General features: G+C 71.5%; 23 protein-coding genes and 1 riboswitch. Of the genes, 3 read left to right on the forward strand and 20 right to left on the reverse strand.

Annotation, left to right across the window (positions count from 1 at the left end):
• Nucleotides 1–17: 17 nt before the first annotated feature.
• Nucleotides 18–100, reverse strand: a riboswitch (ZMP/ZTP riboswitch).
• Between the two features lie 101 nt (nucleotides 101–201).
• From ABD978_RS02250 to uvrC, 11 genes are all read right to left on the reverse strand, one after another.
• Nucleotides 202–573 carry an RNA polymerase-binding protein RbpA gene (locus ABD978_RS02250; protein ID WP_345347324.1) on the reverse strand — a complete coding sequence of 124 codons (372 nt, stop codon included), beginning with the start codon at nucleotides 571–573 and terminating at the stop codon, nucleotides 202–204.
• A 74-nt stretch (nucleotides 574–647) separates the two neighbouring features.
• Nucleotides 648–890, reverse strand: coding sequence for a preprotein translocase subunit SecG (secG, locus tag ABD978_RS02255; protein ID WP_345347327.1), 243 nt, complete (start codon nucleotides 888–890; stop codon nucleotides 648–650).
• 129 nt (nucleotides 891–1019) lie between these two features.
• Nucleotides 1020–1826: a triose-phosphate isomerase gene (tpiA, locus tag ABD978_RS02260; RefSeq protein ID WP_345347464.1), complete on the reverse strand. Its 807-nt coding sequence runs from the start codon at nucleotides 1824–1826 to the stop codon at nucleotides 1020–1022.
• Nucleotides 1823–3013, reverse strand: coding sequence for a phosphoglycerate kinase (locus ABD978_RS02265; protein WP_345347467.1), 1191 nt, complete (start codon nucleotides 3011–3013; stop codon nucleotides 1823–1825). The genes tpiA and ABD978_RS02265 overlap by 4 nt, the downstream gene beginning before the upstream one ends.
• Nucleotides 3014–3150: 137 nt before the next feature.
• Nucleotides 3151–4155: a type I glyceraldehyde-3-phosphate dehydrogenase gene (gap, locus tag ABD978_RS02270; protein ID WP_345347330.1), complete on the reverse strand. Its 1005-nt coding sequence runs from the start codon at nucleotides 4153–4155 to the stop codon at nucleotides 3151–3153.
• A gap of 371 nt (nucleotides 4156–4526) precedes the next feature.
• On the reverse strand, nucleotides 4527–5804 hold the full coding sequence (locus tag ABD978_RS02275) for an RNA polymerase sigma factor (RefSeq protein ID WP_345347333.1): 1278 nt from the start codon (nucleotides 5802–5804) through the stop codon (nucleotides 4527–4529).
• A complete protein-coding gene (locus ABD978_RS02280; RefSeq protein WP_345347470.1) occupies nucleotides 5801–6157 on the reverse strand; it encodes a YciI family protein in 357 nt (118 codons plus the stop codon). Before ABD978_RS02280 ends, ABD978_RS02275 begins: the two co-directional genes overlap by 4 nt.
• A gap of 254 nt (nucleotides 6158–6411) precedes the next feature.
• Entirely contained in the window at nucleotides 6412–7392 is a 981-nt protein-coding gene (gene whiA, locus ABD978_RS02285; protein WP_345347336.1) for a DNA-binding protein WhiA, read from the reverse strand.
• A 33-nt stretch (nucleotides 7393–7425) separates the two neighbouring features.
• Entirely contained in the window at nucleotides 7426–8403 is a 978-nt protein-coding gene (locus ABD978_RS02290) for a gluconeogenesis factor YvcK family protein (protein ID WP_345347339.1), read from the reverse strand.
• 6 nt (nucleotides 8404–8409) lie between these two features.
• Nucleotides 8410–9312: an RNase adapter RapZ gene (rapZ, locus tag ABD978_RS02295; RefSeq protein WP_345347342.1), complete on the reverse strand. Its 903-nt coding sequence runs from the start codon at nucleotides 9310–9312 to the stop codon at nucleotides 8410–8412.
• Nucleotides 9309–11270 (reverse strand): excinuclease ABC subunit UvrC, encoded by a 1962-nt coding sequence (gene uvrC / locus ABD978_RS02300; protein ID WP_345347345.1) that lies wholly within the window; start codon nucleotides 11268–11270, stop codon nucleotides 9309–9311. The genes rapZ and uvrC overlap by 4 nt, the downstream gene beginning before the upstream one ends.
• A gap of 149 nt (nucleotides 11271–11419) precedes the next feature.
• On the opposite strand from uvrC, the gene ABD978_RS02305 reads away from it, so the two are divergent.
• Nucleotides 11420–12496, forward strand: a complete 1077-nt coding sequence (locus tag ABD978_RS02305) for a mechanosensitive ion channel family protein (RefSeq protein WP_345347473.1) — start codon at nucleotides 11420–11422, stop codon at nucleotides 12494–12496.
• Nucleotides 12497–12546: 50 nt separating this feature from the next.
• Here ABD978_RS02305 and ABD978_RS02310 read toward each other — a convergent pair whose 3' ends face one another.
• From ABD978_RS02310 to ABD978_RS02325, 4 genes are all read right to left on the reverse strand, one after another.
• Nucleotides 12547–13038 (reverse strand): Rieske (2Fe-2S) protein, encoded by a 492-nt coding sequence (locus tag ABD978_RS02310; RefSeq protein ID WP_345347348.1) that lies wholly within the window; start codon nucleotides 13036–13038, stop codon nucleotides 12547–12549.
• 65 nt (nucleotides 13039–13103) lie between these two features.
• Nucleotides 13104–13523: a Rieske (2Fe-2S) protein gene (locus tag ABD978_RS02315; protein WP_345347351.1), complete on the reverse strand. Its 420-nt coding sequence runs from the start codon at nucleotides 13521–13523 to the stop codon at nucleotides 13104–13106.
• Between the two features lie 194 nt (nucleotides 13524–13717).
• Nucleotides 13718–16564, reverse strand: coding sequence for an excinuclease ABC subunit UvrA (uvrA, locus tag ABD978_RS02320; protein ID WP_345347354.1), 2847 nt, complete (start codon nucleotides 16562–16564; stop codon nucleotides 13718–13720).
• A 187-nt stretch (nucleotides 16565–16751) separates the two neighbouring features.
• Complete coding sequence (locus ABD978_RS02325; RefSeq protein WP_345347357.1) at nucleotides 16752–17570, reverse strand: MBL fold metallo-hydrolase; 819 nt, start codon at nucleotides 17568–17570, stop codon at nucleotides 16752–16754.
• A gap of 130 nt (nucleotides 17571–17700) precedes the next feature.
• On the opposite strand from ABD978_RS02325, the gene ABD978_RS02330 reads away from it, so the two are divergent.
• Complete coding sequence (locus ABD978_RS02330; RefSeq protein ID WP_345347360.1) at nucleotides 17701–18354, forward strand: MBL fold metallo-hydrolase; 654 nt, start codon at nucleotides 17701–17703, stop codon at nucleotides 18352–18354.
• A gap of 208 nt (nucleotides 18355–18562) precedes the next feature.
• Nucleotides 18563–19018 (forward strand): MarR family winged helix-turn-helix transcriptional regulator, encoded by a 456-nt coding sequence (locus tag ABD978_RS02335; protein ID WP_345347363.1) that lies wholly within the window; start codon nucleotides 18563–18565, stop codon nucleotides 19016–19018.
• Between the two features lie 56 nt (nucleotides 19019–19074).
• Here ABD978_RS02335 and ABD978_RS02340 read toward each other — a convergent pair whose 3' ends face one another.
• The 5 genes from ABD978_RS02340 to ABD978_RS02360 all read right to left on the reverse strand — a co-directional run bounded on the left by ABD978_RS02340 (nucleotide 19075) and on the right by ABD978_RS02360 (nucleotide 24833).
• Nucleotides 19075–19578: a hypothetical protein gene (locus ABD978_RS02340; RefSeq protein ID WP_345347366.1), complete on the reverse strand. Its 504-nt coding sequence runs from the start codon at nucleotides 19576–19578 to the stop codon at nucleotides 19075–19077.
• Nucleotides 19579–19668: 90 nt separating this feature from the next.
• Complete coding sequence (locus ABD978_RS02345; protein ID WP_345347369.1) at nucleotides 19669–20967, reverse strand: TerC/Alx family metal homeostasis membrane protein; 1299 nt, start codon at nucleotides 20965–20967, stop codon at nucleotides 19669–19671.
• A 190-nt stretch (nucleotides 20968–21157) separates the two neighbouring features.
• Entirely contained in the window at nucleotides 21158–22291 is a 1134-nt protein-coding gene (locus ABD978_RS02350) for a glycosyltransferase (RefSeq protein ID WP_345347372.1), read from the reverse strand.
• A complete protein-coding gene (gene murJ / locus ABD978_RS02355; RefSeq protein WP_345347375.1) occupies nucleotides 22291–23940 on the reverse strand; it encodes a murein biosynthesis integral membrane protein MurJ in 1650 nt (549 codons plus the stop codon). Before murJ ends, ABD978_RS02350 begins: the two co-directional genes overlap by 1 nt.
• Nucleotides 23937–24833: a hypothetical protein gene (locus tag ABD978_RS02360; RefSeq protein WP_345347378.1), complete on the reverse strand. Its 897-nt coding sequence runs from the start codon at nucleotides 24831–24833 to the stop codon at nucleotides 23937–23939. Before ABD978_RS02360 ends, murJ begins: the two co-directional genes overlap by 4 nt.
• Between the last annotated feature and the right edge of the window lie 6 nt (nucleotides 24834–24839).

Below are 24839 nucleotides of genomic sequence, written 5' to 3' on the forward strand. Positions count from 1 at the left end.
GGCCTCCAGATACGGGCTCCCAGCACCCAGGCGCGCGGTGCCAGATCTGTTCGCTCCCCGGTGGTGAACTCCACCTCATGCGCCAGTCGCGGATCACATCCTAACGGACGGCTCCGCCGTCGATCGGGATTTCGCGCGGGACGCGTTCGGCCCGGTTCCGCCGAGGCGGGACCGGGCCGAACGGTGCTGCGATACGCGGAGCTAGTTGCGAGCGCGCTGCATCGCCGCGTGGATGGCGGCGCGCTCGGCGCGCAGCTTGGCCAGCGCCTCCTCGAGGATGGCCTCGCCGTCGGCGTCGCTGCGCCGCTCCTTCACGTAGGCGAGATGCGTCTTGTAGGGCTCATTGCGCGGCGGCGCCGGCGGGTTCTCGGGGTCCTTACCGGCGGGGAACCCGCACCGGGGACAGTCCCACTGGTCGGGAACCGCGACGTCGGTCGCGAAACTCGGCCGGGACTCATGCCGGTTCGCGCAGTAGAAGCTCACCCAGACGCGCGGGGCCGCCTCACCACGCTCGGCCTCTCCCATCGGGCCAGCACCGACTCGGCTACCCCGAATAGCGTTGCCACTACCCACGGACTACTCCTCGCTTCCTTTGCCGCCGCTGCGCGAAGCGGCGGCCGTCAACACACTGCGGGTTTGGCTCGTACTCAGCCGTGATGGCCGTGCTTGAGCAGCAGACCCAGCGCGATGATCGACGCGAACCAGATCACGCCCGCGCCGATCGTGAACCGGTCGAGGTTCCGCTCGACCACGGACGACCCGCCGAGCGACGAGCTGATGCCGCCGCCGAACAGGTCCGACAGCCCACCGCCCTTCCCCTTGTGCAGGAGGACGAGCAGCACCATCAGCGCGCTCGTGATGATGAGCACGATGGAGATTGTGATGATCACAGCAGTTCAGCGCTTTCGTGATTCACCCCGCTGCTCGCGGGGAATGTTCGCGTATTCAGGTCATCCGCTATCGAGGGTACGACGTTCCACCGCGTGGTTCAGCAGAAACGCGCAGTCTGATGCGCAAGATCACACGGGTAGCTCGCGATACCTGCAGATCTTGACGAACTCCCCCGCGTCCAGGCTCGCTCCACCGACGAGCGCTCCGTCGATGTCCGGCTTCGCCATGATGCCGGCGATGTTGCCGCCCTTGACGGAGCCCCCGTAGAGGATGCGGACCTGATCGGCGAGGTCTCCACTGTACAGCTCGGCCAGCCGCGTGCGGATCGCGCCGCAGACCTCCTGCGCGTCTTCCGGCGTGGCGACCTCGCCGGTGCCGATCGCCCACACCGGCTCGTACGCGATCACGATGCGCTGCGCCTGGTCGGCCGGGACCTTCTGCAGACCGCCTTCGACCTGGGCGAGCGTGTGGGACAGGTGCTCGCCGGCCTTGCGGACCTCCAGACCCTCGCCGACGCACAGGATCGGCGTCAGGTCGTCCTTGAGGGCCGCCTTCACCTTGGCGTTGACGAGCGTGTCGTCCTCGTGGTGGTACTGGCGGCGCTCGGAGTGCCCGGCCAGGACGTACGTGCAGCCGAGCTTGGCGAGCATCGCGGCGGAGATCTCGCCGGTGTAGGCGCCCTTCTCGTGCGGCGAGACGTCCTGCGCGCCGTACACGAGCTTGAGCTTGTCGGCGTCCACGAGCATCTGAATGCTGCGGATGAAGGTGAACGGCGGCAGCATCGCGACGTCCACCGCCTCGTAGTCGGCGTCCTTGAGGCCGAAGGCGACCTTCTGGACGTGCGCGATGCCCTCGAAGTGGGTGAGGTTCATCTTCCAGTTGCCGGCGATGAGCGGCTTCCGCTGCTGCGGGGCGGGTTTCGATGCCACGATCAGTCCTCCAGGACGGACAGGCCGGGCAGCGTCTTGCCCTCGAGGTACTCGAGGCTCGCGCCGCCACCGGTCGAGATGTGGGAGAAGCCGTCCTCGTCGAGGCCGAGCTTGCGCACGGCCGCGGCCGAGTCGCCGCCGCCGACCACGGTGAACGCGTCCGAGGCGATCAGGGCCTCCGCCACCGCGCGGGTGCCGCCGGCGAAGGCGTCGAACTCGAACACGCCCATCGGGCCGTTCCAGAAGACGGTGGCCGCGTCGGCGAGCTTGCTCGCGAACAGCTCACGGGTGCGCGGGCCGATGTCCAGGCCCTCGCGGTCGGCCGGGATCGCGGTGGCCTCGACGGCCTCGTGCTCCGCGTCGGGGGCGAACTCGGTGGCCGCCAGCACGTCGACCGGCAGGACGAGGTCGACGTCGCGCTTGGCCGCCTCCTCGATGAACCCGCGGACCTGGTCGAGCTGGTCCTCCTGCAGCAGCGACTTGCCGACCTCGTGGCCCTGGGCCTTCAGGAAGGTGTACGCCATGCCGCCGCCGATGATCAGGCGGTCGACCTTGCCGAGGAGGTTGGCGATGACGCCGAGCTTGTCGGAGACCTTCGCGCCGCCCAGGACGACGACGTACGGCCGGGCGGGGTCGCCGGTGAGGCGGCGGAGCACGTCGACCTCGGCGGCGATGAGGCCGCCGGCCGCGTGCGGGAGCCGCTGCGGCACGTCGTAGACGCTGGCGTGCTTGCGGTGCACGGCGCCGAAGCCGTCGCCGACGTACAGCTCGGCGAGCGCGGCCAGGCGGTCGGCGAACTCGCCGCGCTCGGCGTCGTCCTTGCTGGTCTCACCGGCCTCGAAGCGGAGGTTCTCCAGGAGGGCGACCTCGCCGTCCTGGAGCGCGTCGACGGTGGCCCGCGCGGAGTCACCGACGGTGTCGGTGGCGAAGCGGACCTCGCGGCCCAGCAGCTCGCCCAGCCGCTCGGCGACGGGCGCCAGCGAGAACTCCGGCTTCACCTGCCCCTTGGGGCGGCCGAGGTGGGCGCAGACGATGACGCGCGCGCCCTTGTCGGCGAGCTTGTTGATGGTCGGGACGCTGGCCCGGATCCGGCCGTCATCCCCGATCACGCCGTCCTGCAGCGGAACGTTGAGGTCCGAACGGACCAGCACCCGCTTACCGCGCACGTCGCCGAGATCGTCGATCGTGGACATGCTCATTGATCGCACTCCTGGTCGTGTCGGAACGAGCGCAGCAGGTCCGGGACCTGCTGCGCTCGTTCGTGGGTTCGCCGTCACCGGCTCACGGCGCACTCGCGCCGATCACTCGGCGCGCGCCCGCCGCCCTCGGCTCAGAGACGGGAGCCCACCAGCTTGGTGATGTCGACGAGGCGGTTGGAGTAGCCCCACTCGTTGTCGTACCAGCCGACGACCTTGACCTGGTCGCCGATCACCTTGGTGAGCCCGGAGTCGAAGATGCAGGACGCCGGGTCGGTGACGATGTCGCTGGAGACGATCGGGTCCTCGGTGTAGGTGAGGATCCCGCGCAGCGGGCCCTCGGCCGCGTCGCGCAGCGCCGCGTTGACCTCCTCGACGCTGGTCTCGCGGCCCACCGTGACGGTGAGGTCGGTGGCCGAGCCGGTCGGCACCGGAACGCGCAGCGCGTAGCCGTCGAGCTTGCCCTTGAGCTGCGGCAGCACGAGGCCGATGGCCTTGGCGGCGCCGGTGCTGGTCGGGACGATGTTCAGGGCGGCGGCGCGGGCGCGGCGCAGGTCCTTGTGCGGGCCGTCCTGAAGGTTCTGGTCCTGGGTGTAGGCGTGGATCGTGGTCATCAGACCGCGCTCGATGCCGAACGTGTCGTGGATGACCTTGGCCATCGGGCCCAGGCAGTTGGTGGTGCAGGACGCGTTCGAGATGACCGTGTGGAGCGCCGGGTCGTAGGCGTCGTCGTTCACGCCCATCACGATCGTGACGTCCTCGTTCTTGGCCGGCGCGGAGATGATGACCTTCTTCGCGCCGTTCTCGACGTGGACCTTCGCCTTGTTGGCGTCGGTGAACAGGCCGGTCGACTCGATGACGATGTCGACGCCCAGGTCGCCCCAGGGCAGCTTGGCCGGGTCACGCTCGGCGAAGGCCTTGATGGACTTGCCGCCCACGGTGATCTCGTCCGCGCCGGCCTTCACCTCTTCGGACAGCCGGCCGAGGATGCTGTCGTACTTCAGCAGGTGGGCGAGCGTGGCGTTGTCGGTGAGGTCGTTGACCGCCACGATCTCGACATCGCCACCGGCGGCGTTCAGCGCTCGCCAGAAGTTACGGCCGATGCGGCCGAAGCCGTTAACGCCAACCCGGATGGTCACGGCACCGATCTCCTCATGCTTCGCGCCCCCGGAGGCACCCAGGGGCCTGTGAACCTGACGTGTGCTCTCGTGGTCGACCCTACCGAACCCGTCGTGACGTGACTGTAACCACCGGGCCGGAACGACCGGTCCGCCGCCCTGCCGGGAGCCAACATCCGAATGGCGGGCGGCGGACCATGCCCAGCGTAATTGGTCTAGACCTAATGGTCTAGACCAAATCGATACAGATCGCCCCATACGTCCCCTAGTGATTCGCATCACTCCAGGCCGTCGCCGACGGGGGCGACCACCACGGCGCCGAGGATCGCCCGTCACCGCGGTGCCTCGCCGAGTACGTCGCCGGTACGACCACCGCCCCGACCCGGCGTGGGTCACCCGCCGGGGCCGGCGGACGCGAGCCGGCCCGCGCGGGCGTCGAGATAGCGCTTCTCCGGCACGCTCGTCGCGTACCGGGCGGCGGTCCGGTACGCGTCCAGGGCCTCCTGCCGGCGGCCCGCGGTCTCCAGCAGGTGGGCCCGTACGGCATGGAGCCGGTGGTGGCGCGCCACGCGGTCGTCGGCCTCCAGGCCGGCGACCAGGTCCAGGCCGTGCCGCGGACCGTGCACCATGGCGACGGCGACCGCCCGGCCCAGGGTGGTCATCGGGTTCGGCGCGACGCGCTCCAGCAGCTCGTACAGCGCCAGGACCTGCGGCCAGTCGGTGTCCTCGACCCGCTCGGCCTCGTCATGGACCGCGGCGATGGCCGCTTGGATCTGGTACGGCCCGAGCTCGCGGGTGCGGGACAGCGTCGCGGTGATGAGGGCGACGCCTTCGGTGATGAGGCCCCGGTCCCAGCGGCCGCGGTCCTGCTCGGCCAGGGGGACGAGCGAGCCGTCCGGGCGCGTACGGGCGTCACGGCGGGCCTCGGTCAGGAGCATGAGGGCCAGCAGCCCGGCGACCTCGCCGTCGTCCGGCAGCAGCCGGCGCAGCAGGCGGGTCAGGCGCAGGGCGTCGGCGGTCAGGTCGTGCCGCTGCAGATCGGGACCGGCGCTGACGGTGTAGCCCTCGTTGAACATCAGGTACAGGACGTGCAGCACCGCCCGGAGCCGTTCGGGGCGTTCGGCCGGCGGCGGGAGCTCGAATCTCGCGCCCGCCTTGCGGATCGTCTGCTTGGCCCGGCTGATGCGCTGGGCCATGGTCGGCTCGGGGACGAAGAAGGCGCGGGCGATCTCGGCGGTGCCGAGCCCGCCGACCGCCCGCAGCGTCAGCGCGACCTGCGTCGGCGGCGAGAGGGCGGGATGGCAGCACAGGAACAGCAGCGTCAGGCTGTCGTCGTGCCCGCCCGAAGGCCGCTGGTCGGCGGCGGCCGCGACCAGGAGTGCGGGCGGAGTGGCGAGGAGGTCGGCGTCCTCCCGCCGCCGGCGCGCCGCGTCGCTGCGGACCCGGTCGGTGAACCGCCTCGTGGCGACGGTGGCCAGCCAGCCGTACGGATTGTCCGGGACGCCCTCGGCGGGCCACTGGGCGGCGGCGGCGAGCAGCGCCTCCTGAACGGCGTCCTCGCAGCCGTCGAAGCGGCCGTAGCGGCGCATGAGGGCCCCGAGGACCTGCGGCGCCAGGCGGCGCAGCAGGTCCTCGAGCGGCTCGTCGGACGGCGCCCCGGCAAAGGTCACAGAGTGTTCCCGGCGGCCTCGTGCAGGATCGGCCAGACCTCGACCGCGCGCGTCGAGGCGAACGGCAGCTCGGCGGCGATCTCCAGCGCGCGCCGCTCCCCGTCCACGTCGATCAGGTACCAGCTCGCCAGGTACTCCTTGGTCTCCAGGTACGGACCGTCGGTCACCGCCGGCACGCCGTCGCGCACCCGCACGACCTTCGCCTGGGCCGCGTCCGCGTTGCCGTACGCGCCCAGCAGTTCGCCGGTCTCGGCGTACTTCCGGTTGAACGCGTCCTGCGCCGCGACGGCCTTGGCGAACTCCTCCTCCGGGAACGACTCCCACAGCTCCTGGTTGCCGTAGATCAGGATCATGTACTTCACGCTCGTCGCCCTTCGCTCCGGACGCCCCCATCGGGCGTCTCTCGCCAGGTGGTCGGGGCCGGCGGGCGGCCCTCGACATCCTCCGCCGAGATTTCTCCACCGGATCCCGGACGCGGATCACCGGGATCGGCGGATCCGCCGGATCAGGGCGCGCACGGCCCGTCGGCGAGGTCCGGGCACCGCCCGCGCGACCGATCAGGGCGTCCACGGGCCCGTCAGTGAGCTATGGGAATCCGCCCGACCGATCAGGGCGCGAGCATGTCGGCGGTGACGTTCGCCTCGGTGCCGGCGATGCCCTGATCCATGGCGCGCTTGTCGGCCATGGCCAGCAGGCGGCGGATCCGGCCGGCGATGGCGTCCTTGGTCAACGGCGGGTCGGCGAGCTGTCCGAGCTCCTCCAGCGACGCCTGCTTGTGCTCCAGCCGCAGCCGGCCGGCGGCCACGAGGTGCTCGGGCGCGTCGTCGGCGAGGATCTCCAGGGCGCGCGCGACCCGCGCCCCGGCCGCGACCGCCGCCCGCGCGGAGCGACGGAGGTTCGCGTCGTCGAAATTGGCCAGGCGGTTCGCGGTCGCGCGCACCTCCCGGCGCATCCGGCGCTCCTCCCAGGCGAGCACCGAGTCGTGCGCGCCCAGCCGGGTCAGCAGCGCCGAGATCGCGTCGCCGTCGCGGACGACGACGCGGTCCACGCCCCGCACCTCGCGCGCCTTGGCGTGGATCCTCAGTCGCCGCGCCGCGCCGACCAGCGCCAGGGCCGCCTCGGGCCCGGGGCAGGTCACCTCGAGGGACATGGAACGGCCGGGCTCGGTCAGCGAGCCGTGCGCCAGGAACGCCCCCCGCCACGCCGACTCGGCGTCGCAGGCGCCGCCGGACACGACGTGCCGGGGCAGGCCGCGGACCGGGCGGCCGTTGTTGTCGATCAGCCCGGTCTGGCGCGCCAGGGACTCACCGTCGCGGAACACTCGGACGACGTACCGGTTGCCCTTGCGCAGGCCGCTCGGCGCCAGCACCACCACGTCGGAGCTGTGCCCGAAGACCTCCGCGAGGTCCTTGCGCAGACGTCGCGCCGCGGCTCCGGTGTCGAGCTCCGCCTCGATCACGATGCGCCCGCTGACAATGTGCAGCCCTCCGGCGAAGCGCAGCAGCGTCGACACCTCGGACTTGCGGCAGCACGGCTTCATGACGGACAGCCTGCTCAGCTCGTCCTTCACCACGCCGGTCATCGCCATGGATGTGATCCTCCCCCTGTAGCCATCATCCCGTCAGGGCAGTCTCGCCGAATCTTGCCGGGGACAGTGGCCGCTGACAAAGATCTGTGCGAACGCTTGGGCCAACCGTGCCGGATCATGCCGTGGAGATCCATCTCCCGCCGCCACGTCGGCCAGCACCAGCGTCCCTCCGAGGGTACGTGCCGCCTTTTCAACGACATCGCGCTCCTCAACGACGTTCCGGTCGGCGAGGACGATATCGACCCTGAGGTCGGGGGCGTGCGCCCGCAGCACCTCCAGGTGCCGCTGCGGCGAGAAGTCGTCGGTCTCGCCGGGCTGGGGTTCGAGGTTGAGCGCGACGATCCGCCGGGCCGGCGTGCGCAGCAGGGCACTCGCCAGCTCCGGCACCTTCAGGTGGGGCAGCACGCTGGTGAACCAGGAGCCGGGCCCGAAGACGACCCAGTCGGCCTCCTCGATGGCGCGCAGGGCGTCCGGGGACGCGGGCGGGTCCGGTGGGACCAACGAGACGCTGAGCACCTGTCCCGGCGTCTTGGCGCAGGCCACCTGGCCCTGGACGTGGGTGATCTCCTGCGGCCGCTCCGGGTCGGCGCCCCGGACCTCCGCGACGATGTCGAGCGGCACGGACGCCATGGGCAGCACCCGGCCCTGCGCGCCCAGCAGCCGTCCCATCCAGTCCAGGCCCGCGACCGGATCGTCGAGCAGCTCCCACAGCGCGACCATGAGCAGGTTGCCCATCGCGTGCCCGTGCAGCTCGCCCTCGCTGCGGAAGCGATGCTGGACGACCTCGCTCCAGGTTCGCCCCCAGTCGTCGTCGCGGCACAGCGCGGCCAGCGCCATGCGCAGGTCCCCGGGCGGCAGCACGCCGAGCTCCCGGCGCAGCCGGCCGCTGGAGCCACCGTCGTCGGCGACGGTCACGACGGCCGTGAGCCGGTCGGTCACCCGGCGCAGCGCGGACAGCGAGGCGAACAATCCGTGCCCTCCGCCGAGGGCGACGACCTTGGGGGAAGTCACGTGTGGTTATTCCCGTCCCAGATCCCGGTGGACGACCCTTACCTCGAGCCCCTCATCGCCCAGCCGGGCGCCGAACTGCTCGGCCATCGCGACGCTGCGGTGCTTGCCGCCGGTACAGCCGACGGCGAGCGTGACGTAGTGCTTGCCCTCGCGCTCGTACCCCTCGGCGAGCAGCCGCAGCACCTCGGTGTAGGCGTCGAGGAACTCCTTGGCCCCCGGCCGGGACAGCACGTAGTCGCGCACCGCCGCGTCCCGTCCGTTCTGCGGGCGCAGCTCGGGGATCCAGTGCGGGTTCGGCAGGAACCGGCAGTCGACCACGAGGTCGGCGTCGACGGGCAGGCCGTACTTGTAGCCGAAGGAGACGACGGTCGCACGCAGGCTCGACTCCCCCGCCTCGCCGCCGAAGAACTCCACGATCTTGGCGCGCAGCTCGTGGACGTTCAGCGCGCTGCTGTCGAGGACGAGATCCGCCTCGGCACGGACGTCGCGCAGCAGCTCGCGCTCGCGGGCGATGCCGTCGACGATCCGGCCGTCGCCCTGCAGCGGGTGCGGCCGGCGTACGCTCTCGAAACGGCGGACGAGGACGTCGTCGGACGCCTCCAGGTAGACCACCCGGGGGTGCGCGCCGCGCGCCTCTAGGTCGTCGAAGGCCGACTGCAGGTCGGTCGTGAAGGCCCGGCTGCGCACGTCGACGACGACCGCGATGCGCGGCACCGCCCCCTGGCCGCGCTCGGCGAGGTCGGCCATCGTCGCCAGCAGGCCGGGCGGCAGGTTGTCGACGACGAACCAGTCCAGGTCCTCCAGTGACTTGGCGGCCGTGCTCCGCCCCGCCCCGGACATCCCGGTGATGATCACAATGTCGGGCACTTGCGGGCCGCCCGGCAGATTGGCCCCTGTCGCGTGGTTCACGTCTCTTCTCCCCCGTCCTGCGCGCCGGTCACCGCCCCGTCGTGGGCGTGCAGCGCCGCGACGATGTTCTCAGCCGTGCGGCGCCCGATGCCAGGAACCTCGGCGATCTGGTCGGGGCCGGCCTGCTTGAGCATCTTCACGGATCCGAAGTGCTTGATCAGCGCCTTGCGGCGGCCCGGCCCCAGGCCGGGGACGTCGTCGAGCTCGCTGACGAGCATGCCCTTGCTGCGCTTGGTCCGGTGATACCGGATGGCGAAGTCGTGCGCCTGGTCCCGCAGCCGCTGAACGAGGTACATCGCCTCGCTGTTGCGCGGCAGGATGACCGGGTCCTCCTCGTCGGGCAGCCAGAGCTCCTCCAGGCGCTTGGCGATGCCGCACACGTCCACGTCGTCGATGCCGAGCTCGTCGAGCGCCCGCTGGGCGGCCGCGACCTGCGGCGGGCCGCCGTCGACGACCACGAGGTTGGGCGGATAGGCGAACCTGCGGGGCCGGCCCGTCTCCGGGTCGATCGGCCCGCCGGCCTCCGGCTCGCCCAGGACGTCCAGCTCGCCGGTCTTCTCGGTCTCCTCCAGGTAGCGCTTGAACCGGCGGCGGATCACCTCGTGGATCGAGCGGACGTCGTCCTGGCCCTCGACCGTCTTGATGGAGAATCGCCGGTATTCGCTCTTGCGCGCCAGGCCGTCCTCGAAGACCACCATCGACGCGACGACGTTGGTGCCCTGGAGGTTCGAGACGTCGTAGCACTCCATGCGCAGCGGCGCCTGGTCCAGGTCGAGGGCGTCCTGCAGCTCCTGCAGGCCCTTGCTGCGGGTCGTCAGGTCGGTCGCGCGGCGCGTCTTGTGCTGCTTGAACGCCTCGACGGCGTTGCGCTCGACGGTCTCCATCAGCGTCTTCTTGTCGCCCCGCTGGGGCACGCGCAGGTCGACCCGGCCGCCCCGGTGCTCGGCCAGCAGCTCCACGACCGCGTCGGTGTCGGGCGGCAGCGCGGGGACCAGGATCTCGCGGGGCACCGCCTCCGGCGCGGCCTCACCGTACATCTGCAGCAGGAACTGCTCGACGAGCTCGCCGGTCGTGACGTCGTCGACCTTGTCGACCACCCAGCCGCGCTGGCCGCGGATGCGCCCGCCGCGCACGTAGAAGACCTGGGCGGCGGCCTCGAGCTGGTCGTCGGCGAAGGCGACGACGTCGCAGTCGGTCGTGTCGCCCAGCACCACCGACTGCTTCTCCAGCGCCCGCTGCAGGGCCCGGATGTCGTCGCGCAGGCGGGCCGCGCGCTCGTACTCCTGGTCGGCCGCGGACGCCTTCATGTCCTTCTCGAGCGCCTTGATGAACCGGGCCGTGTCGCCCGCCATGAAGTCGCAGAAGTCCTCGGCGAGCTCCCGGTGGGCCTGCTCGGTCACCCGGCCGACGCACGGCGCCGAGCACTTGCCGATGTCGCCGAGCAGGCACGGCCGGTCCATCCGGCGCTGCCGCTGGAAGACCCCGGCCGAGCAGGTGCGCACCGGGAAGACCCGCAGCAGCTGGTCGACGGTCTCGCGGATCGCCCACGCGTGGGAGTAGGGGCCGAAGTAGCGGACGCCCTTCTTCTTCGCGCCGCGCATGACCTGCACGCGCGGGACGTCCTCGTGCATGGTCACCGCGAGGTACGGATAGGACTTGTCGTCGCGGTACTTGACGTTGAACCGCGGGTCGAACTCCTTGATCCAGGAGTACTCCAGCTGCAGCGCCTCGACCTCGGTGCCCACGACCGTCCAGTCGACGCCCGTGGCGGTCTGCAGCATGGTCTGGGTGCGCGGATGCAGCCCCGCGAAGTCGGCGAAGTAGGAGTTGAGCCGGGCGCGGAGGCTCTTAGCCTTGCCCACGTAGATGACCCGGCCGGTCCCGTCGCGGAAGCGGTACACCCCGGGTGACTCGGGGACGGAGCCGGGCGCGGGCCGATAGGTCGCCGGATCTGCCACGCCGTAAGCCTAGTCGGGGCGACGGACAGGGTGGCTTCTGTGACGAAATGTGGTGACTCGGGTCACTTGTGCGGATTGATGATTTGTGGGAACGACGGTGTCACGGCGAGCCCAGGGTTCAGTAGTCGATCTGAAGGGGGACCTTGATCGTGTCGACCGTCACCGCGCTGGCCGTACTGATCGGATCCGTACTGCTCGGCCTGCTGGTGGTGGAGATCCTTCGTCGTGCGCTCACGAGCCGGCTGGTCTCACGCTGGCCGTTGGCCCCGCCGATCGTCCGGCGCTGCGTCAAGCCCGGCTTCACCCTCGCGTTCGCGGCCGGTGCCACGGCCGGACTACCGCCGCGCGAGGTCCTCGGCCGGTCCGCGCCCGACGTCCGCCACGCGCTGTCACTCCTCGTCATCGCGTCGCTGACCTGGCTGATCATCCAGGCGGCCTACGCCACGACCGACGTGGCCCTCGACCACCTCACCAAGATCGAAGGCGACCGGAACGTCCGCGCCCGGCGGGTGCGCACGCAGGTGATGCTCCTGCGCCGCACCTCCGCGGCCGTCGTCGTGATCATCGCGATGTCCTCGATGCTGTTCACGTTCCCGGCCGTACGGGCGGTGGGCGCGGGCCTGCTGGCCTCGGCGGGCATCGCCGGCATCGTCGCCGGCATCGCCGCCCAGTCGACGCTGAGCAACGTCTTCGCCGGACTGCAGCTGGCCTTCAGCGATGCCCTGCGGATCGACGACGTCCTCGTCGTGGAGGGCCAATGGGGCCGCATCGAGGAACTGACCCTCACGTACGTCGTGCTGCGGCTGTGGGACGAACGGCGGCTCGTGCTCCCCGTGTCGTACTTCGTGCACAACTCCTTCGAGAACTGGACCCGGCACACCTCGCGGGTGATCGGCACGGTGCTGCTGCACGTGGACTGGAGCGTTCCCGTCGAGGAGCTGCGGACGGAGCTGTACGGGTTCCTGCGCGACCATCCCCTTTGGGACCAGAAGGACTGGGTGCTGCAGGTGACCGACGTGCTGCCGAACGGCCTGGTCCAGATACGCGCGCTGATGAGCGCGCACGACTCGGCCAGCGCGTTCGACCTGCGCTGCGACGTCCGCGAGCACCTCATCGCCTACATCCGGGAGAAGTACCCGTCGGCGCTCCCCCGCTTCCGCGCCGACACCGGGGCCCTTCCGCAGAACGCCGCGTGGACGGACGATCAGTCCGCCCCGCACGCCTGAGTTCGGCCGGGCCTGACGGGGCGTCAGGCCCGGCCGGGCCTCGGGCGGGTTCAGGCGAGCTTGATCTCGCCGTTCTCCACCTTGACGGACTTGCGCGGCAGCGGCGTCGCGGCCGGGCCGTTCGCGACGGATCCATCGCTGATCTTGAACTTGCTGCCGTGGCAGGGGCAGTTGATGGTGCCGCCGCTCACCGAGCCGACGGTGCAGCCGCGGTGGGTGCAGACCGCGCTGAACGCCGCGAACTCCCCCTGCTTCGGCTGGGTGACGACGACCTTGCGGTCCTTGAAGACCTTTCCGCCGCCCACGGGGATGTCGGCGGCCTTGCCCAGCGCGCCGTCGCCGCCGCCCGCCGGGGCCGTCGCTCCGCCGCCACCGTGCGCGGAGCCGTCGGAGTCGTCCGACGAGCCTCCGCAGGCGGCGAGTGTTCCGGCGACGCCGACCAGACCGACGCCGAGCAGCATTCCGCGGCGCGTCGCCCCGGGTTCGACGCGGGTCTCGGTCTCTTCGGCGTCGGCCGGCGCGGCCGAGGGATCGAACGACATGTGGTCCTCCTCGTGTTCGGGCCTACATCCGGGTTCCACGAAGGAGCGATGCGTTCGGTTCAACGCTAGTCGACGATTATCCCGTCGCCCTGCAGCCGTACCGTGAACTCCTGCAGCGGCGCGCCGGCCGGGCCCTGCTTGACCGAGCCGTCCGTCGCGTTGAACTCGCTGCCGTGACAGGGGCAGGTGATCACGCCGTTCTCGGGGCTGCCGACGGTGCATCCCTGGTGCGTACAGGTCGCGGTGAACGCCTTGAACGTCCCCTGCGACGGCTGCGCCACGACGATCTTCCACTTGTCGATGACCTTGCCGCCGCCGACGGGGATCTCCCCGGTCCGGGCGATCACCTTGCCCTTGATCCCCGGTGGCACGATGGCCTTCGCCGATCGTGTTCCGCACGCGCCGAGGCCGAGCATCCCCGCACCCGCCAGACCCGCCGTGCCCAGCAACCGCCGCCGCGAACAGCCGACCGCTTCGTCAGTCATCGATCTCCCCGGAAAGATCATCTACTACACGCTGTAGTACTTCTCCTCCATGCTATCGCCCGGTTCGGGAGGGGATGAGCGGGTGCCCCCTTCCCCCGGGAGGGCGACGTTCCGGGCAGCCCGGGGCAGTCTCCGGCGGGACGCGAGTCGTCCCGCCGGGGAGCCGGGTGGCCGCTGCGTCGTCCAGCCGGACCTTACGGCTGAATATCGAGGATCTTGGCGAGGAACTGGCCGGTGTGGCTCTCTCCGACCCGCGCGACGTCCTCCGGGGTGCCGGACGCGACCACGGTGCCGCCGCGGGAGCCGCCCTCCGGACCCATGTCGATGATCCAGTCGGCGGTCTTGATGACGTCGAGGTTGTGCTCGATCACGATCACCGAGTTGCCCTTGTCGACCAGGCCGTTCAGCACGCCGAGCAGCTTGCGGATGTCCTCGAAGTGCAGGCCGGTGGTGGGCTCGTCGAGCACGTAGATCGTGCGACCGGTGGAGCGCCGCTGCAGCTCGGAGGCGAGCTTGACCCGCTGCGCCTCACCGCCGGACAGCGTCGGCGCGGGCTGGCCGAGCCGGACGTAGCCGAGGCCGACGTCGTTGAGCGTCTGCAGGTGGCGGCGGATCGCCGGGATCGCGTCGAAGAACTCCAGGGCCTCCTCGATCGGCATGTCGAGGACCTCGGAGATCGTCTTGCCCTTGTAGTGGACGTCGAGGGTCTCCCGGTTGTAGCGGGCGCCGTGGCAGACCTCGCAGGGGACGTACACGTCGGGCAGGAACTGCATCTCGATCTTGATGGTGCCGTCGCCGGAGCACGCCTCGCAGCGGCCGCCCTTGACGTTGAAGGAGAAGCGGCCGGGTTGGTAGCCGCGCACCTTCGCCTCGGCGGTCGCCGCGAACAGCTTTCGGACGTGGTCGAACACGCCCGTGTAGGTCGCCGGGTTGGACCGTGGGGTGCGGCCGATCGGCGACTGGTCGACGTGCACGACCTTGTCGAGCTGGTCGACGCCGTTGATCCGCTTGTGCCGGCCGGGCACGGTGCGCGCGCCGTGCAGGTGCTTGGCCAGCGACGTGTAGAGGATGTCGTTGACCAGCGTCGACTTACCCGACCCGGACACGCCGGTGACGGCGGTGAAGATGCCGAGCGGGAACGTCACGTCGATGTCGCGCAGGTTGTGCTCGCGCGCCCCCTTCACCACCAGCTCGCGCCCGCGCTGACGCTTGCGGCGGCTCGCCGGGACGGCGATCTCCTTGCGACCGGAGATATACGCGCCGGTCATCGAGCTCTCGTGGGCCAGGAGCTCCCCGACCGGGCCGCTCACGACCACCTGGCCGCCGTGCTCGCCCGCCCCAGGGCCGATGTCGACGACCCAGTCGGCGGCCCGGATGGTGTCCTCGTCGTGCTCGACGACGATGAGGGTGTTGCCGATGTCGCGCAGCCGGATCAGCGTCTCCAGCAGGCGGTGGTTGTCGCGCTGGTGCAGCCCGATCGACGGCTCGTCCAGGACGTACAGCACGCCGACCAGACCCGAGCCGATCTGCGTGGCCAGGCGGATGCGCTGCGCCTCACCGCCGGCCAGGGTGGCCGACGCGCGGTCGAGGCTGAGGTAGTCGAGGCCGACGTCGAGGAGGAAGCCGAGCCGGGCGTTGATCTCCTTGAGCACCGCCTCGGCGATGTGCTTCTCCCGCTCGCTCAGCTCCATGTTGAGCAGGAACTTCGCGCACTCCCCGATCGGCATGGCGGCGACGTCGGCGATCGACCGGTCGTTGACCGTGACGGCCAGCACGACGGGCTTGAGCCGCTTCCCCTCGCAGGACGGGCAGGGGATCTCCCGCATGTACCCCTCGAACCGCTCCCGGCTGGAGTCGCTCTCCGCCTCCGAGTGCCGCCGCTGGACGTAGGGGATCACGCCCTCGTACGTCGTGTAGTACGACCGCTGCCGGCCGTACCGGTTGCGGTAGCTCACGTGCACCTGGGTGTCGTGCCCCTGCAGGATCGCTTTGCGGGCCTTGGCGGGAAGCCGCTCCCAGGACGTGTCCAGGTCGAAGCCCATCGCGTCGCCGAGCGCGCCGAGCAGCCGCAGGAAGTAGTCGCTGATGTGGCCGTTCGACCAGGGTGAGATCGCGCCCTCGCCGAGGGCCTTCTCCGGGTCGGGGACGAGCAGCTCCGGATCGACCTCCATGCGGGTGCCCAGGCCGGTGCAGTCGGGACAGGCGCCGTACGGGGAGTTGAACGAGAACGACCGCGGCTCGAGCTCGTCGAAGGACAGGTCGTCGTACGGGCAGTAGAGGTGCTCGGAGAACATCCGCTCGCGCTGCTCGTCGTCCTCGGGGAGGTCGACGAAGTCGAGGATGACCGTGCCCCCGGAGAGCCCGAGCGCCGTCTCGATCGAGTCGGCGAGCCGGCGGCGGGCGCTCTCCTTGACGCTCAGCCGGTCGACGACGACCTCGATGTCGTGCTTCTCGTACTTCTTCAGCTTCGGCGCCTCGTCGAGGCGTACGATCCGGCCGTCGACGCGGGCGCGTGAGAAGCCCTTGGTCTGCATCTCGCGGAACAGCTCGAGGTATTCGCCCTTGCGGCCGCGGATCACCGGGGCGAGCACCTGGAACCGGGTGCCCTCGTCGAACTCCATGACCCGGTCGACGATCTGCTGCGGCGTCTGCTTGGAGATCGTGCGGCCGCAGACCGGGCAGTGCGGGTGACCGATGCGCGCCCAGAGCAGCCGGAGGTAGTCGTAGACCTCGGTGATGGTGCCGACCGTCGAGCGCGGGTTCTTCGAGGTCGACTTCTGGTCGATCGACACGGCCGGGGACAGGCCCTCGATGAAGTCGACGTCGGGCTTGTCCATCTGGCCGAGGAACTGACGGGCGTACGCCGAGAGGGACTCGACGTAGCGGCGCTGGCCCTCCGCGAAGATCGTGTCGAACGCGAGGCTCGACTTGCCGGAGCCGGACATGCCGGTGAACACGATCAGCGCGTCGCGCGGAAGATCGAGTGAGACGTCTTTGAGGTTGTGTTCACGCGCTCCGCGCACGATGAGACGGTCAGCCACGGCGTATTCGCTATCCCCTAGAGCCTGGTGGAGGCAGTCAGCTTCAGGCTAACGAGCGGACAGGCCGGTTTTCTTCCGAAAGCCCTCGCACGGCGGTCCCTCGTCGCACCGAAACCGTACACGTGTTCGAAGACAGATCGCCACCGAAACGCCTGAGGCCCCTGTGGCTTTACTCGGACCAGCGGCTTTACTGGTGCCCGTCGTCGAGGGCGTGCTCGAGGTAGCGCGCGGCCGACCGCCGGACGGCAGCGGCCCCGTCGGCGGCGACGACCCGGCCCCACCAGCCGCCGTACACGCGCTCGAACGCGAACGGCTCCATCCGGCGCAGCGCGCGGCGGATGATCCGGGGGCGCTCGGGGATGAGATTCGGATAACTGTACATAAAACTCACGTACCGGCGGTCCGGGACGACGGTGAAGATGTCGCCGGTGAGCAGCGCTCCCCCGCCGTCCTCGCCGTCGCGCCAGTGCAGCACCTGGCCGCCCGCGAAGTGCACGCCCGCGTTGACCAGCGTCAGCCCGTCGCCGATCTCCCGGGTCTCGCCCTCCCAGAAGACGATCGAGTCGTCCGGCCGGGCCACCCAGTCCCGGTCGGCGGCGTGGACGTAGACGGGCGCGTCGAACGCGTGCGCCCATTCGATCATCGAGCCGTAGAAATGCGGGTGGCTGATCGCGATGGCGTCGACGCCGCCGAGTGCGGCGACCTGCGAGAGAAGGTCCTCGTCGAGATAGGTGATCATGTCCCAGAGGACGTTGCCCGACGGCGTCCGCACCAGCAGCGCGCGCTGGCCGATCGAGGTCGGCGGCTCGGCGCCGATTCCGACGATGCCGGGCCCCTCCTCGGCGACCCTGCCGCGGTGCCCGGCGGCGCGGAGCTCGGCGAGGGTCGTCCACCGCTGGCCGTCCCACCCGACGTACTGCCGCTCGTCCTCGCAGATCGGGCAGCCGGGCCGGGGAGCGGCGTACTGCACCCCGCAGGTGCGACAGATCGGCAGGTCGTCTTCCATGATCAAAGACTACTTCCGGGCGCACCCGCAGGCCGGCGCCTTCCGGGTCCGCCGAGCGCGCGGCGCGCGGTGGGAGTGAAAGGATGGCAGGCAGGCGCGGTGCACCCGAGCGCCGATGGGAGGAGAGTGCGTGTCCTACACAGGCAACGTCGAGGTCGGTGGCCCGCCCGACGTACGCGAGCTGCCCGGCCTGACCGTCACCAAGCTGGCGGTCGGGCCCTTCGACAACAACGCCTACCTTCTGCGCTGCACGGCCACCGGTGAACAGGTACTGATCGACGCCGCCAGCGAGCCGGAGCGCCTGCTCGAGCTCCTCGGCGACGCCCCGCTCTCCCGGGTCGTCACCACCCATCGGCACCAGGACCACTGGGGCGCGCTCGGCGCGGTCGTCGACGCGACCCACCCGTCGGTCGTGGCCCACCCCGACGACGCCGAGGCTCTGCCGTTGCCGGTCACCGAGCCGGTCCGGCACGGAGAGACCGTCCGGGTCGGGCAGCACACCCTGTCCGTGATCCACCTGCGCGGGCACACGCCCGGATCGATCGCGCTGCTGTACGACGACGGCGACACGCCGCACCTGTTCACCGGCGACAGCCTGTTCCCCGGCGGACCGGGGAACACCTGGGGAGACGCGACGCTGTTCAACCGCCTCATGGACGATCTGGAGAAGCGCGTGTTCGGCGTGCTCCCGGACGAGACGTGGGTCTACCCCGGCCACGGCAAGGACACCACCCTCGGCCGCGAACGCCCACACCTTCCGGAGTGGCGCGCCCGGGGATGGTGATCCCGATCACATTGCGCCACGATCACCGTTCCTGAGACGTTGCCCGGATACATCCGGCCGACCTCTGCGGATCGGCGTGTTCGACGCTCGTCCCGATGGTTTCGCGGACGTTCGGGCATGCCGGCCGCCGCGGGGCGGGGATGATGGAAGGAGACGCGCGTGACCAGCGCGTCCGGGACGCGAGCCGGGTAAGGAACAGATGACGGGCGTGACCAGGCCGGCGGCCGAGACCGAGGGCATGACGGACGTGGAGCTCGCGGCGCGGCTGCGCATGACGCTGGGCCGGCTGAGCCGTCGCGTCCGCCAGTACGGCCCCCGGACCCTGACGTCGAGTCAGGCGTCGACCCTGTCGAGCCTGGAGGCGCTGGGTCCGGTGCGTCTCGGTGACCTGGCCGCCCACGAGGGCGTCAGCGCGCCCACGCAGAGCCGGTTGGTGGCCTCCCTGGAGGCACAGGCCCTGCTGCGTCGCACTCCCGACGTCGACGACCGGCGGGCGACCCTGCTGGAGATCACCCCGGAGGGCCGCAGCCAGCTCGAACGGCTGCGCACCGAGCGGTCGGCGTTCCTGGTCGAGCGGCTCGGCACCCTGTCGCCCGAGCAGCGCGCGGCACTGGTCGCGGCCCTCGACGTCCTCGAGAGCCTGGCCGCCAGCCCGGGCGACTGACCCGGCGGGGCCCGGCGCCCACACGGCCGGATCGCCGGTCGCCCCGGCGGCCCGCGCTATGCCTTGCGGTAGGTCCGCTGGGTGCCGGCGAAGAACAGTTCCTTTCCGCCGCTGACGAGCTTGACCTGCCAGTACGAGGCGCCCTGGCCGCTCCGGTCGGAGAGGTCGAACGTCGTGGCATCGCGCGGGGTGGCCTTGCCGCTCCAGAGCTTCTGACCGAACGCCACCCACTCACCGGTGCCGTCGGACTGGAACTGGAAGTAGTTCTTCTCCGTGTCCTGGGTCCACTTGCCGGCGAGTGCCCGGAGCCAGGTCCTGGCGTCGGCGGTGCGTACCCGGGGCGTCGCCGGTGCGCTGGTGGGCGGCAGGTCGATGCTGCCGGGCATCGTCGACTCGGCGACCGGCGTCGCGGGTCGGGACCGCGCCGCCGCAGCTCCGTGGCCGCCGTGCCGGCCGTCGCGGTCGGCGAGGGCGGTGAACGCCAGGATGCCGACGGCGGCGACCGCCAGCACGATCGAGATCGTCCGCGTCACCGCGGGCACCACCGAGGGCGAGCGCATGCGAACCTTCCCCAGAGTCATCCCCTGTGATCACGGTACAGGGGTCGGGAGGTGATCCGCCCGAAAAGGCGCGGAGGTCACGGCCGCCGGTCAGCGATGGGTACGTCCCGCCCCCGTGTCGGCGTCGGCCTGGGCGTCGTGCGCGTCGGCCTCCGTCTCGGGGGCCGGGGGAAGGCTGCCGTTCGGATGTGGGTCGGCGTCCGGTTCGGGATCCCGCTCGCGTCCGGCCGCGTCCGGGAGCGCCTGGCCGGGAACGACGGGCCCACCGGAGCCCGCATCCCCGGACGGCCCGGACTCTCCGGCCGGCCCGGTGTCCTCGGTCTCCTCGGTCTCCTCGGGCGGCCCGGCTTCTCCGGATCGCCCGGCTTCTCCGGGCTCCTCGTCCTTGTCCGGCCTCCCGGCCTGCCCCGTCTCGGGGTCCTCGGCGGTGTCCGGACCGCCGGGCGCGGCGCGGCGTTCGGTCTTGAGGAGGCTGGCCACGGTGGTGACGAGCATCGTCACCCCGATGACGGCGAGAGAGGTGAGAGTGGAGATCTCCGGGACGCTCTCGAACCAGGTCGTGTGCATGGCCTCCATGACGAGCTTCACGCCGATGAACGCCAGGATGACCGCGAGTCCCTTGCTGAGGTACACGAGCCGGTCGAGCAGTCCCCGCAGGAGGAAGTAGAGCTGCCGCAGCCCCATGAGCGCGAAGGCGTTGGCGGTGAAGACCAGATAGGACTCCTTGGTGAGCCCGAAGATCGCCGGGATGGAGTCCAGCGCGAACAGCAGGTCGGTCGACCCGATCGCGACCATCACGATCAGCATGGGCGTCATGAGGCGCTTGCCGTCGATGCGGACGGTCATCCGGTGCTCGTGATAGTCCTCGGTCGTCGGGACGACCCGGCAGATCCAGCGGACCAGGATGTTCTCTTCGTACTCGTCCTCGTCGGGCTCGCCGCGCACCAGACCGTAGGCCGTCCAGATGAGGAAGGCCCCGAAGATGTAGAACAGCCACTCGAACCGGGACAGCGCGGCGGCCCCGACCGCGATGAAGATGCCCCGCATCACCAACGCGATCATGATGCCGATCAGGAGCACCTTGTGCTGGTTGGCGCGGGGCACGGCGAACCGCGCCATGACGACGTAGAAGATGAACAGGTTGTCGACGCTGAGGCTGTACTCGGTGAGGTAACCGGCGAAGAACTGAGCCGAGTAGTCGGCGCCGGCGACGAACAACAGGCCGATGCCGAAGATGATCGCCAACAGCACGTAGAACGTCACCCAGGCGCTCGCCTGCCGCAGCGAGAAGTCCCGCGGCTTACCCCGGTCGACCACCCACAGGTCGAACAGGATGAACGCGAGAAGACCCAGCAGCGTGAGGCCCCAGGCCCAAAGTGTGACGTTCACGAGAGATTTTCCTCCGGTGGCAGGCAGCAGCCCCGGAGGTCTCTTCCGCCCTCACTCATCGGTGCGGGCCGACAGCACCGGGCCGCATGACACTCCTGGGACCGTGGTGACGACACTGCCGCGAAGGAATACTCCCCTCCTGCTGACTGACTATATACATAGGCAAACCTTTCTCGTACCCGAGACGTCGTCAGTGGGTGGTCCGAATCACGCGGGCGTAGACCGACAGCAGCTGATCGACGGCGTCGTCCTCGGTCGGCAGCCGGGATGCCCGCTCGGCCGCGGCGGACGCGAGCCGATCGGCGAGCGCCCGGTCCTCCAGCACCCGGCGCACCGCGCGTTCGAGTTCGCCGGCGTCCCCCGGAGGCACCAGGAGCGCCGCGTCGTCCACCATTCCGGGGACGCCGCCCACCCTCGTGGCGACGAGCGGCAGTCCGGCGCGCAGCACCTCCTGCACGATCAGCGGCTGGCCCTCCCAGACGCTGGGCAGGACGGCGACGTCGGCCGCGGCGAGGAGGGACGGGACGTCCGTACGGCGGCCGAGCAGCCGGACCGGGAGGTTCTCCTCCGCGATCCGGTCGCGCAGTGCCCCCTCCAGGGGGCCGTCACCGGCGATCACGACGAGCGCCGGCGGATCGAGCCGGGCCCACCCGGCGGCGGCGTCGAGCAGGGTGGGCAGCCCCTTCTGCTCAGCCAGGCGCGCCACCGTGAGGACCAGCGGGCTGTCCCCGGCGGCGAGCTCCGCGCGGATCCGCTTGGGCGCCGCGGGGTCCTCGGAGGGTGGCATGGCCGGGGCGGGCACCAGGGCGGGGCCCACCGAGCGCGCGCCGAGCGCGCGCATCCGCTCCTCCAGGTCCGGGGAGACGCCCAGGACCTCGGCCGCGCCGCGGGCGACCACGCGTTCGAGCGTCGCGTACGCCGCGCCGGTCAGGCCGCCCGCGATCGACGCGTTGTGCAGGGTGACGACGAGCGGCGGGCCCGCCGAGCCGAGGCGCAGCGGACCCGGCACGGTACGGAGGCGGGCGAGCGCGGCCAGCCCTCCGGCCCGCAGCCCGTGCGCGTGGACGACGTCGGCGTCCTGGGTCAGGCGCCGGATCCGGGCCACGGCCCGCACGTCGCCGACCGGGTGCGGGCGGTCGGCGATCTCCACCGGGGCGAAGCCCGCCCCGGACTCGGTGTAGCCGAACAGCGCGTCGGCCGAGGCCGGCCCGAGCACGACGACCTTCGCGCCGCGCGCCCGCAGGCCGTCGGCCATCGACCGAACGTGCCGTCCCACGCCGCCGGCGCTGGTGGCGAGCACGAGCGCGACCTTCAATCCGTCCATCACAGCCTCCGCCTGATCAGTCCTCGCAGATCATCCGGATCCCCCAGGTAGGCGACGACCGCGAACGCCACGGCGGCCGCCGTGGCGGCGAGCACGCCCACGCCCAGGCTGGCGGCCAGGCCGGTGGCACCGAACACGGCGACCACGCCCGCACCCGCGGCGTATCCGGCCGCCGCACCGGCCAGCCCCGTCGCCGCCGCCCGGCCGACGCCGCGGAGCGCGGCGCGGCCCCTGGTCCGCGCCAGCATCAGCAACAGGAGGGCGCCGGCGACCGTCATGCCGATCGAGTTGCCCAGCCCGAGCGCGGCGACGGCGTCGCGCCGTCCGGCCGCCAGCACCAGCGCCACCTCGGCCGCGATCACCGCGGCCCAGCCGGTCACCTGGGCGGCCGCCGAGGCCCGGCCCTTCCCGGCGGCGAACAGGGTGCGGCCGACATGCGCCATCAGCCCGTAGCCGAGCAGGCCGGGCGCGAACGCCACGATCGCCCGCGCCAGGTCGATGGGCGGCACCTGCCCCTTGGCGCCGAGCAGGAACACCCGGGCGACGGGGAGCGCGGTCGCGGCCAGGACGGCGGCGCCCGCGCACGACAGCAGCACGATCGCCCGCGTCGTGCGCGCGGCGGTGCGGTCGAACGCCTCGTGGTCCCCCTCGCTCGCGCGGGCCGACAGGAGCGGGAAGGCGGTGGTCGCCAGCGGCACCGCCAGAACGGCGTACGGGAGCTGGAACAGCGCCCAGGCGTACTGGTAGACCGGCAGCGCGCCGCCGCCGCCCTTCCGGTTGGCCAGCAGGATCACCACGCCCCAGGCCGCCTGCTGGGCGACGAGGGTGGCCAGCCCGGCGAGGGCCAGCCGCCGGATGCGTACGGCGACGCCGGGCGGGAAGGTCAGGGCCGGGCGCAGCCGGAGCCGCAGCCGCGCGGCGGGGCCGACCACCGTGGCGACGAGGGCGACGACGCCGAGTGTCGTCCCCACCGACAGCGTCAGCTCCGCCGTCCGGGTCACGGTGGACAGGTCGTGCTGGTTCGCGGCCTGCCGGTAGGCGGCGCCGGTCGACAGGAACATCAGGTACGCGCCGATGACGACGAGGCTCGACACGAGCGGCGCGAGCGCGGGACCGAGGAACCGGCGGTGTGCCTGCAGGACGCCGTACATCACGACGGCGAGCCCGTAGAAGAGGATCTGCGGCGCGAACACGACCAGCATCCGGGTGCCCGCGTCGACCACCTGCTCCCGCGAGCAGCCCGGAACCTGGTCGCCGACCAGCATCGTGATCACCGGGCGGGCCGCCAGCGCGGCGACCAGGCTGAGCGGCACGAGGATCAGCACGGTCCACGTCATCAGCGCGGACGCGATCCGGCGGGCCTCGGGCGCGCCGCGCGCCGCCGGTCCGGCCAGCACGGGCACGACGAGACCGGCGAGCGCTCCGCCGGCCACGACCTCGAACAGGATGTTCGTCACCTGGTTGCCGGTGAAGTACGCCGTCGCGAGGCAGTCGTTGCCGACCGTGTGGGACAGGACGAGGCTGCGGGAGAAGCCGACGACGCGGGCGAAGACGGTGATGACGCCGATGAGCACGGCGGCGCCCGCGATGCCCGCGCCCCGGCCGGCGGTGGCGGGCTCGGCCTCCTCTGTCACATCAGGTCTGGTCACGAGGTGTCCGCTGGGCGCGCCTCCGGCACGACGGGTCGGCGGCCCAGCTGGTCGAGCCGGTTCAGCGGCGGCGTCGCCTGGATGACCTTGGTGAAGCTGACGAACTCGCTCGCGGCGTTCAGCGCCGTGACCCCGGCGAGGACGCCGAGGCGGGATCGCCGGCTCAGGCCGGTCGCGGCCAGGCCGATCAGCGCGCCGAGGGAGTTCGCGCCCGCGTCGCCGAGCATGGCCCGCTCGCCGAGGTCCTCCGGCAGCAGCGCGAGCGCCGCGCCGAGCGGCGCGGCGGCGACGGCCGAGCCGCTGAGCAGGCCGGCGAATCTGCCGCGCGGCGCTCCGGGCGCCGGCCGGGCGAACACCAGCGGGCTCGCCAGCAGCCCGGCCTTGATGGCCCGGCCGGGCCGCAGGTCGAACAGGTTGAGCAGGTTCGCGGTGCCGGCGATGAGCGCGCCGTTGATCAGGATGTCGAGTGCCGCGCCGCGGCGGGTCGGAGCGCCGGTGCCCGCGACCACGGCGGCCGCCAGGCCGACGGCGCCGATGCCCAGGATCTTCACCGCGCCGGTGGTCACCTCGCCGCGGGCCAGGGCCGACAGGTGCCCCTTGAAGCCACGGGAGTCGCCCGATCCGGCGAGGTCGTCGTAGCCGCCGAGGGCGCCGGTGACACCGCCCGCGAGGATCGCGGCGGCCCGCATCCGCGCCGGCACGCCCGGGGCGACGGCGATCCCGGTCACCGCGCCGACCGCGAACGCCGGTCCTTCGAGCAGCGTCACCGGCTCATCGCGGTGGTTGGTCCGCACCCAGAGCTTCTCGTCCCCGGGCGGGCGACGGGTCAGCGCGATGTACGCGGCCCGCGCCGCCGCCGCGCCCAGCACGGCTCCCGCCACTGCCTTACGCATGCCGCC

It is taken from the genome of Actinoallomurus liliacearum, from assembly GCF_039542035.1.
In the GTDB taxonomy this organism is placed as follows: Bacteria; Actinomycetota; Actinomycetes; order Streptosporangiales; family Streptosporangiaceae; genus Actinoallomurus; species Actinoallomurus liliacearum.

Bases quoted from the DNA above. Each gene is read 5' to 3' on its own strand.
- ABD978_RS02280 (WP_345347470.1), bottom strand. From the start codon at position 6,157: ATGATCCTGATCTACGGCAACCAGGAGCTGTGGGAGTCGTTCCCGGAG.
- ABD978_RS02360 (WP_345347378.1), bottom strand. From the start codon at position 24,833: ATGCGTAAGGCAGTGGCGGGAGCCGTGCTGGGCGCGGCGGCGGCGCGG.
- ABD978_RS02340 (WP_345347366.1), bottom strand. From the start codon at position 19,578: ATGCGCTCGCCCTCGGTGGTGCCCGCGGTGACGCGGACGATCTCGATC.
- ABD978_RS02310 (WP_345347348.1), bottom strand. From the start codon at position 13,038: ATGTCGTTCGATCCCTCGGCCGCGCCGGCCGACGCCGAAGAGACCGAG.
- ABD978_RS02315 (WP_345347351.1), bottom strand. From the start codon at position 13,523: ATGACTGACGAAGCGGTCGGCTGTTCGCGGCGGCGGTTGCTGGGCACG.
- ABD978_RS02325 (WP_345347357.1), bottom strand. From the start codon at position 17,570: ATGGAAGACGACCTGCCGATCTGTCGCACCTGCGGGGTGCAGTACGCC.
- ABD978_RS02265 (WP_345347467.1), bottom strand. From the start codon at position 3,013: ATGTCCACGATCGACGATCTCGGCGACGTGCGCGGTAAGCGGGTGCTG.
- ABD978_RS02350 (WP_345347372.1), bottom strand. From the start codon at position 22,291: ATGGACGGATTGAAGGTCGCGCTCGTGCTCGCCACCAGCGCCGGCGGC.
- whiA (WP_345347336.1), bottom strand. From the start codon at position 7,392: ATGGCGATGACCGGCGTGGTGAAGGACGAGCTGAGCAGGCTGTCCGTC.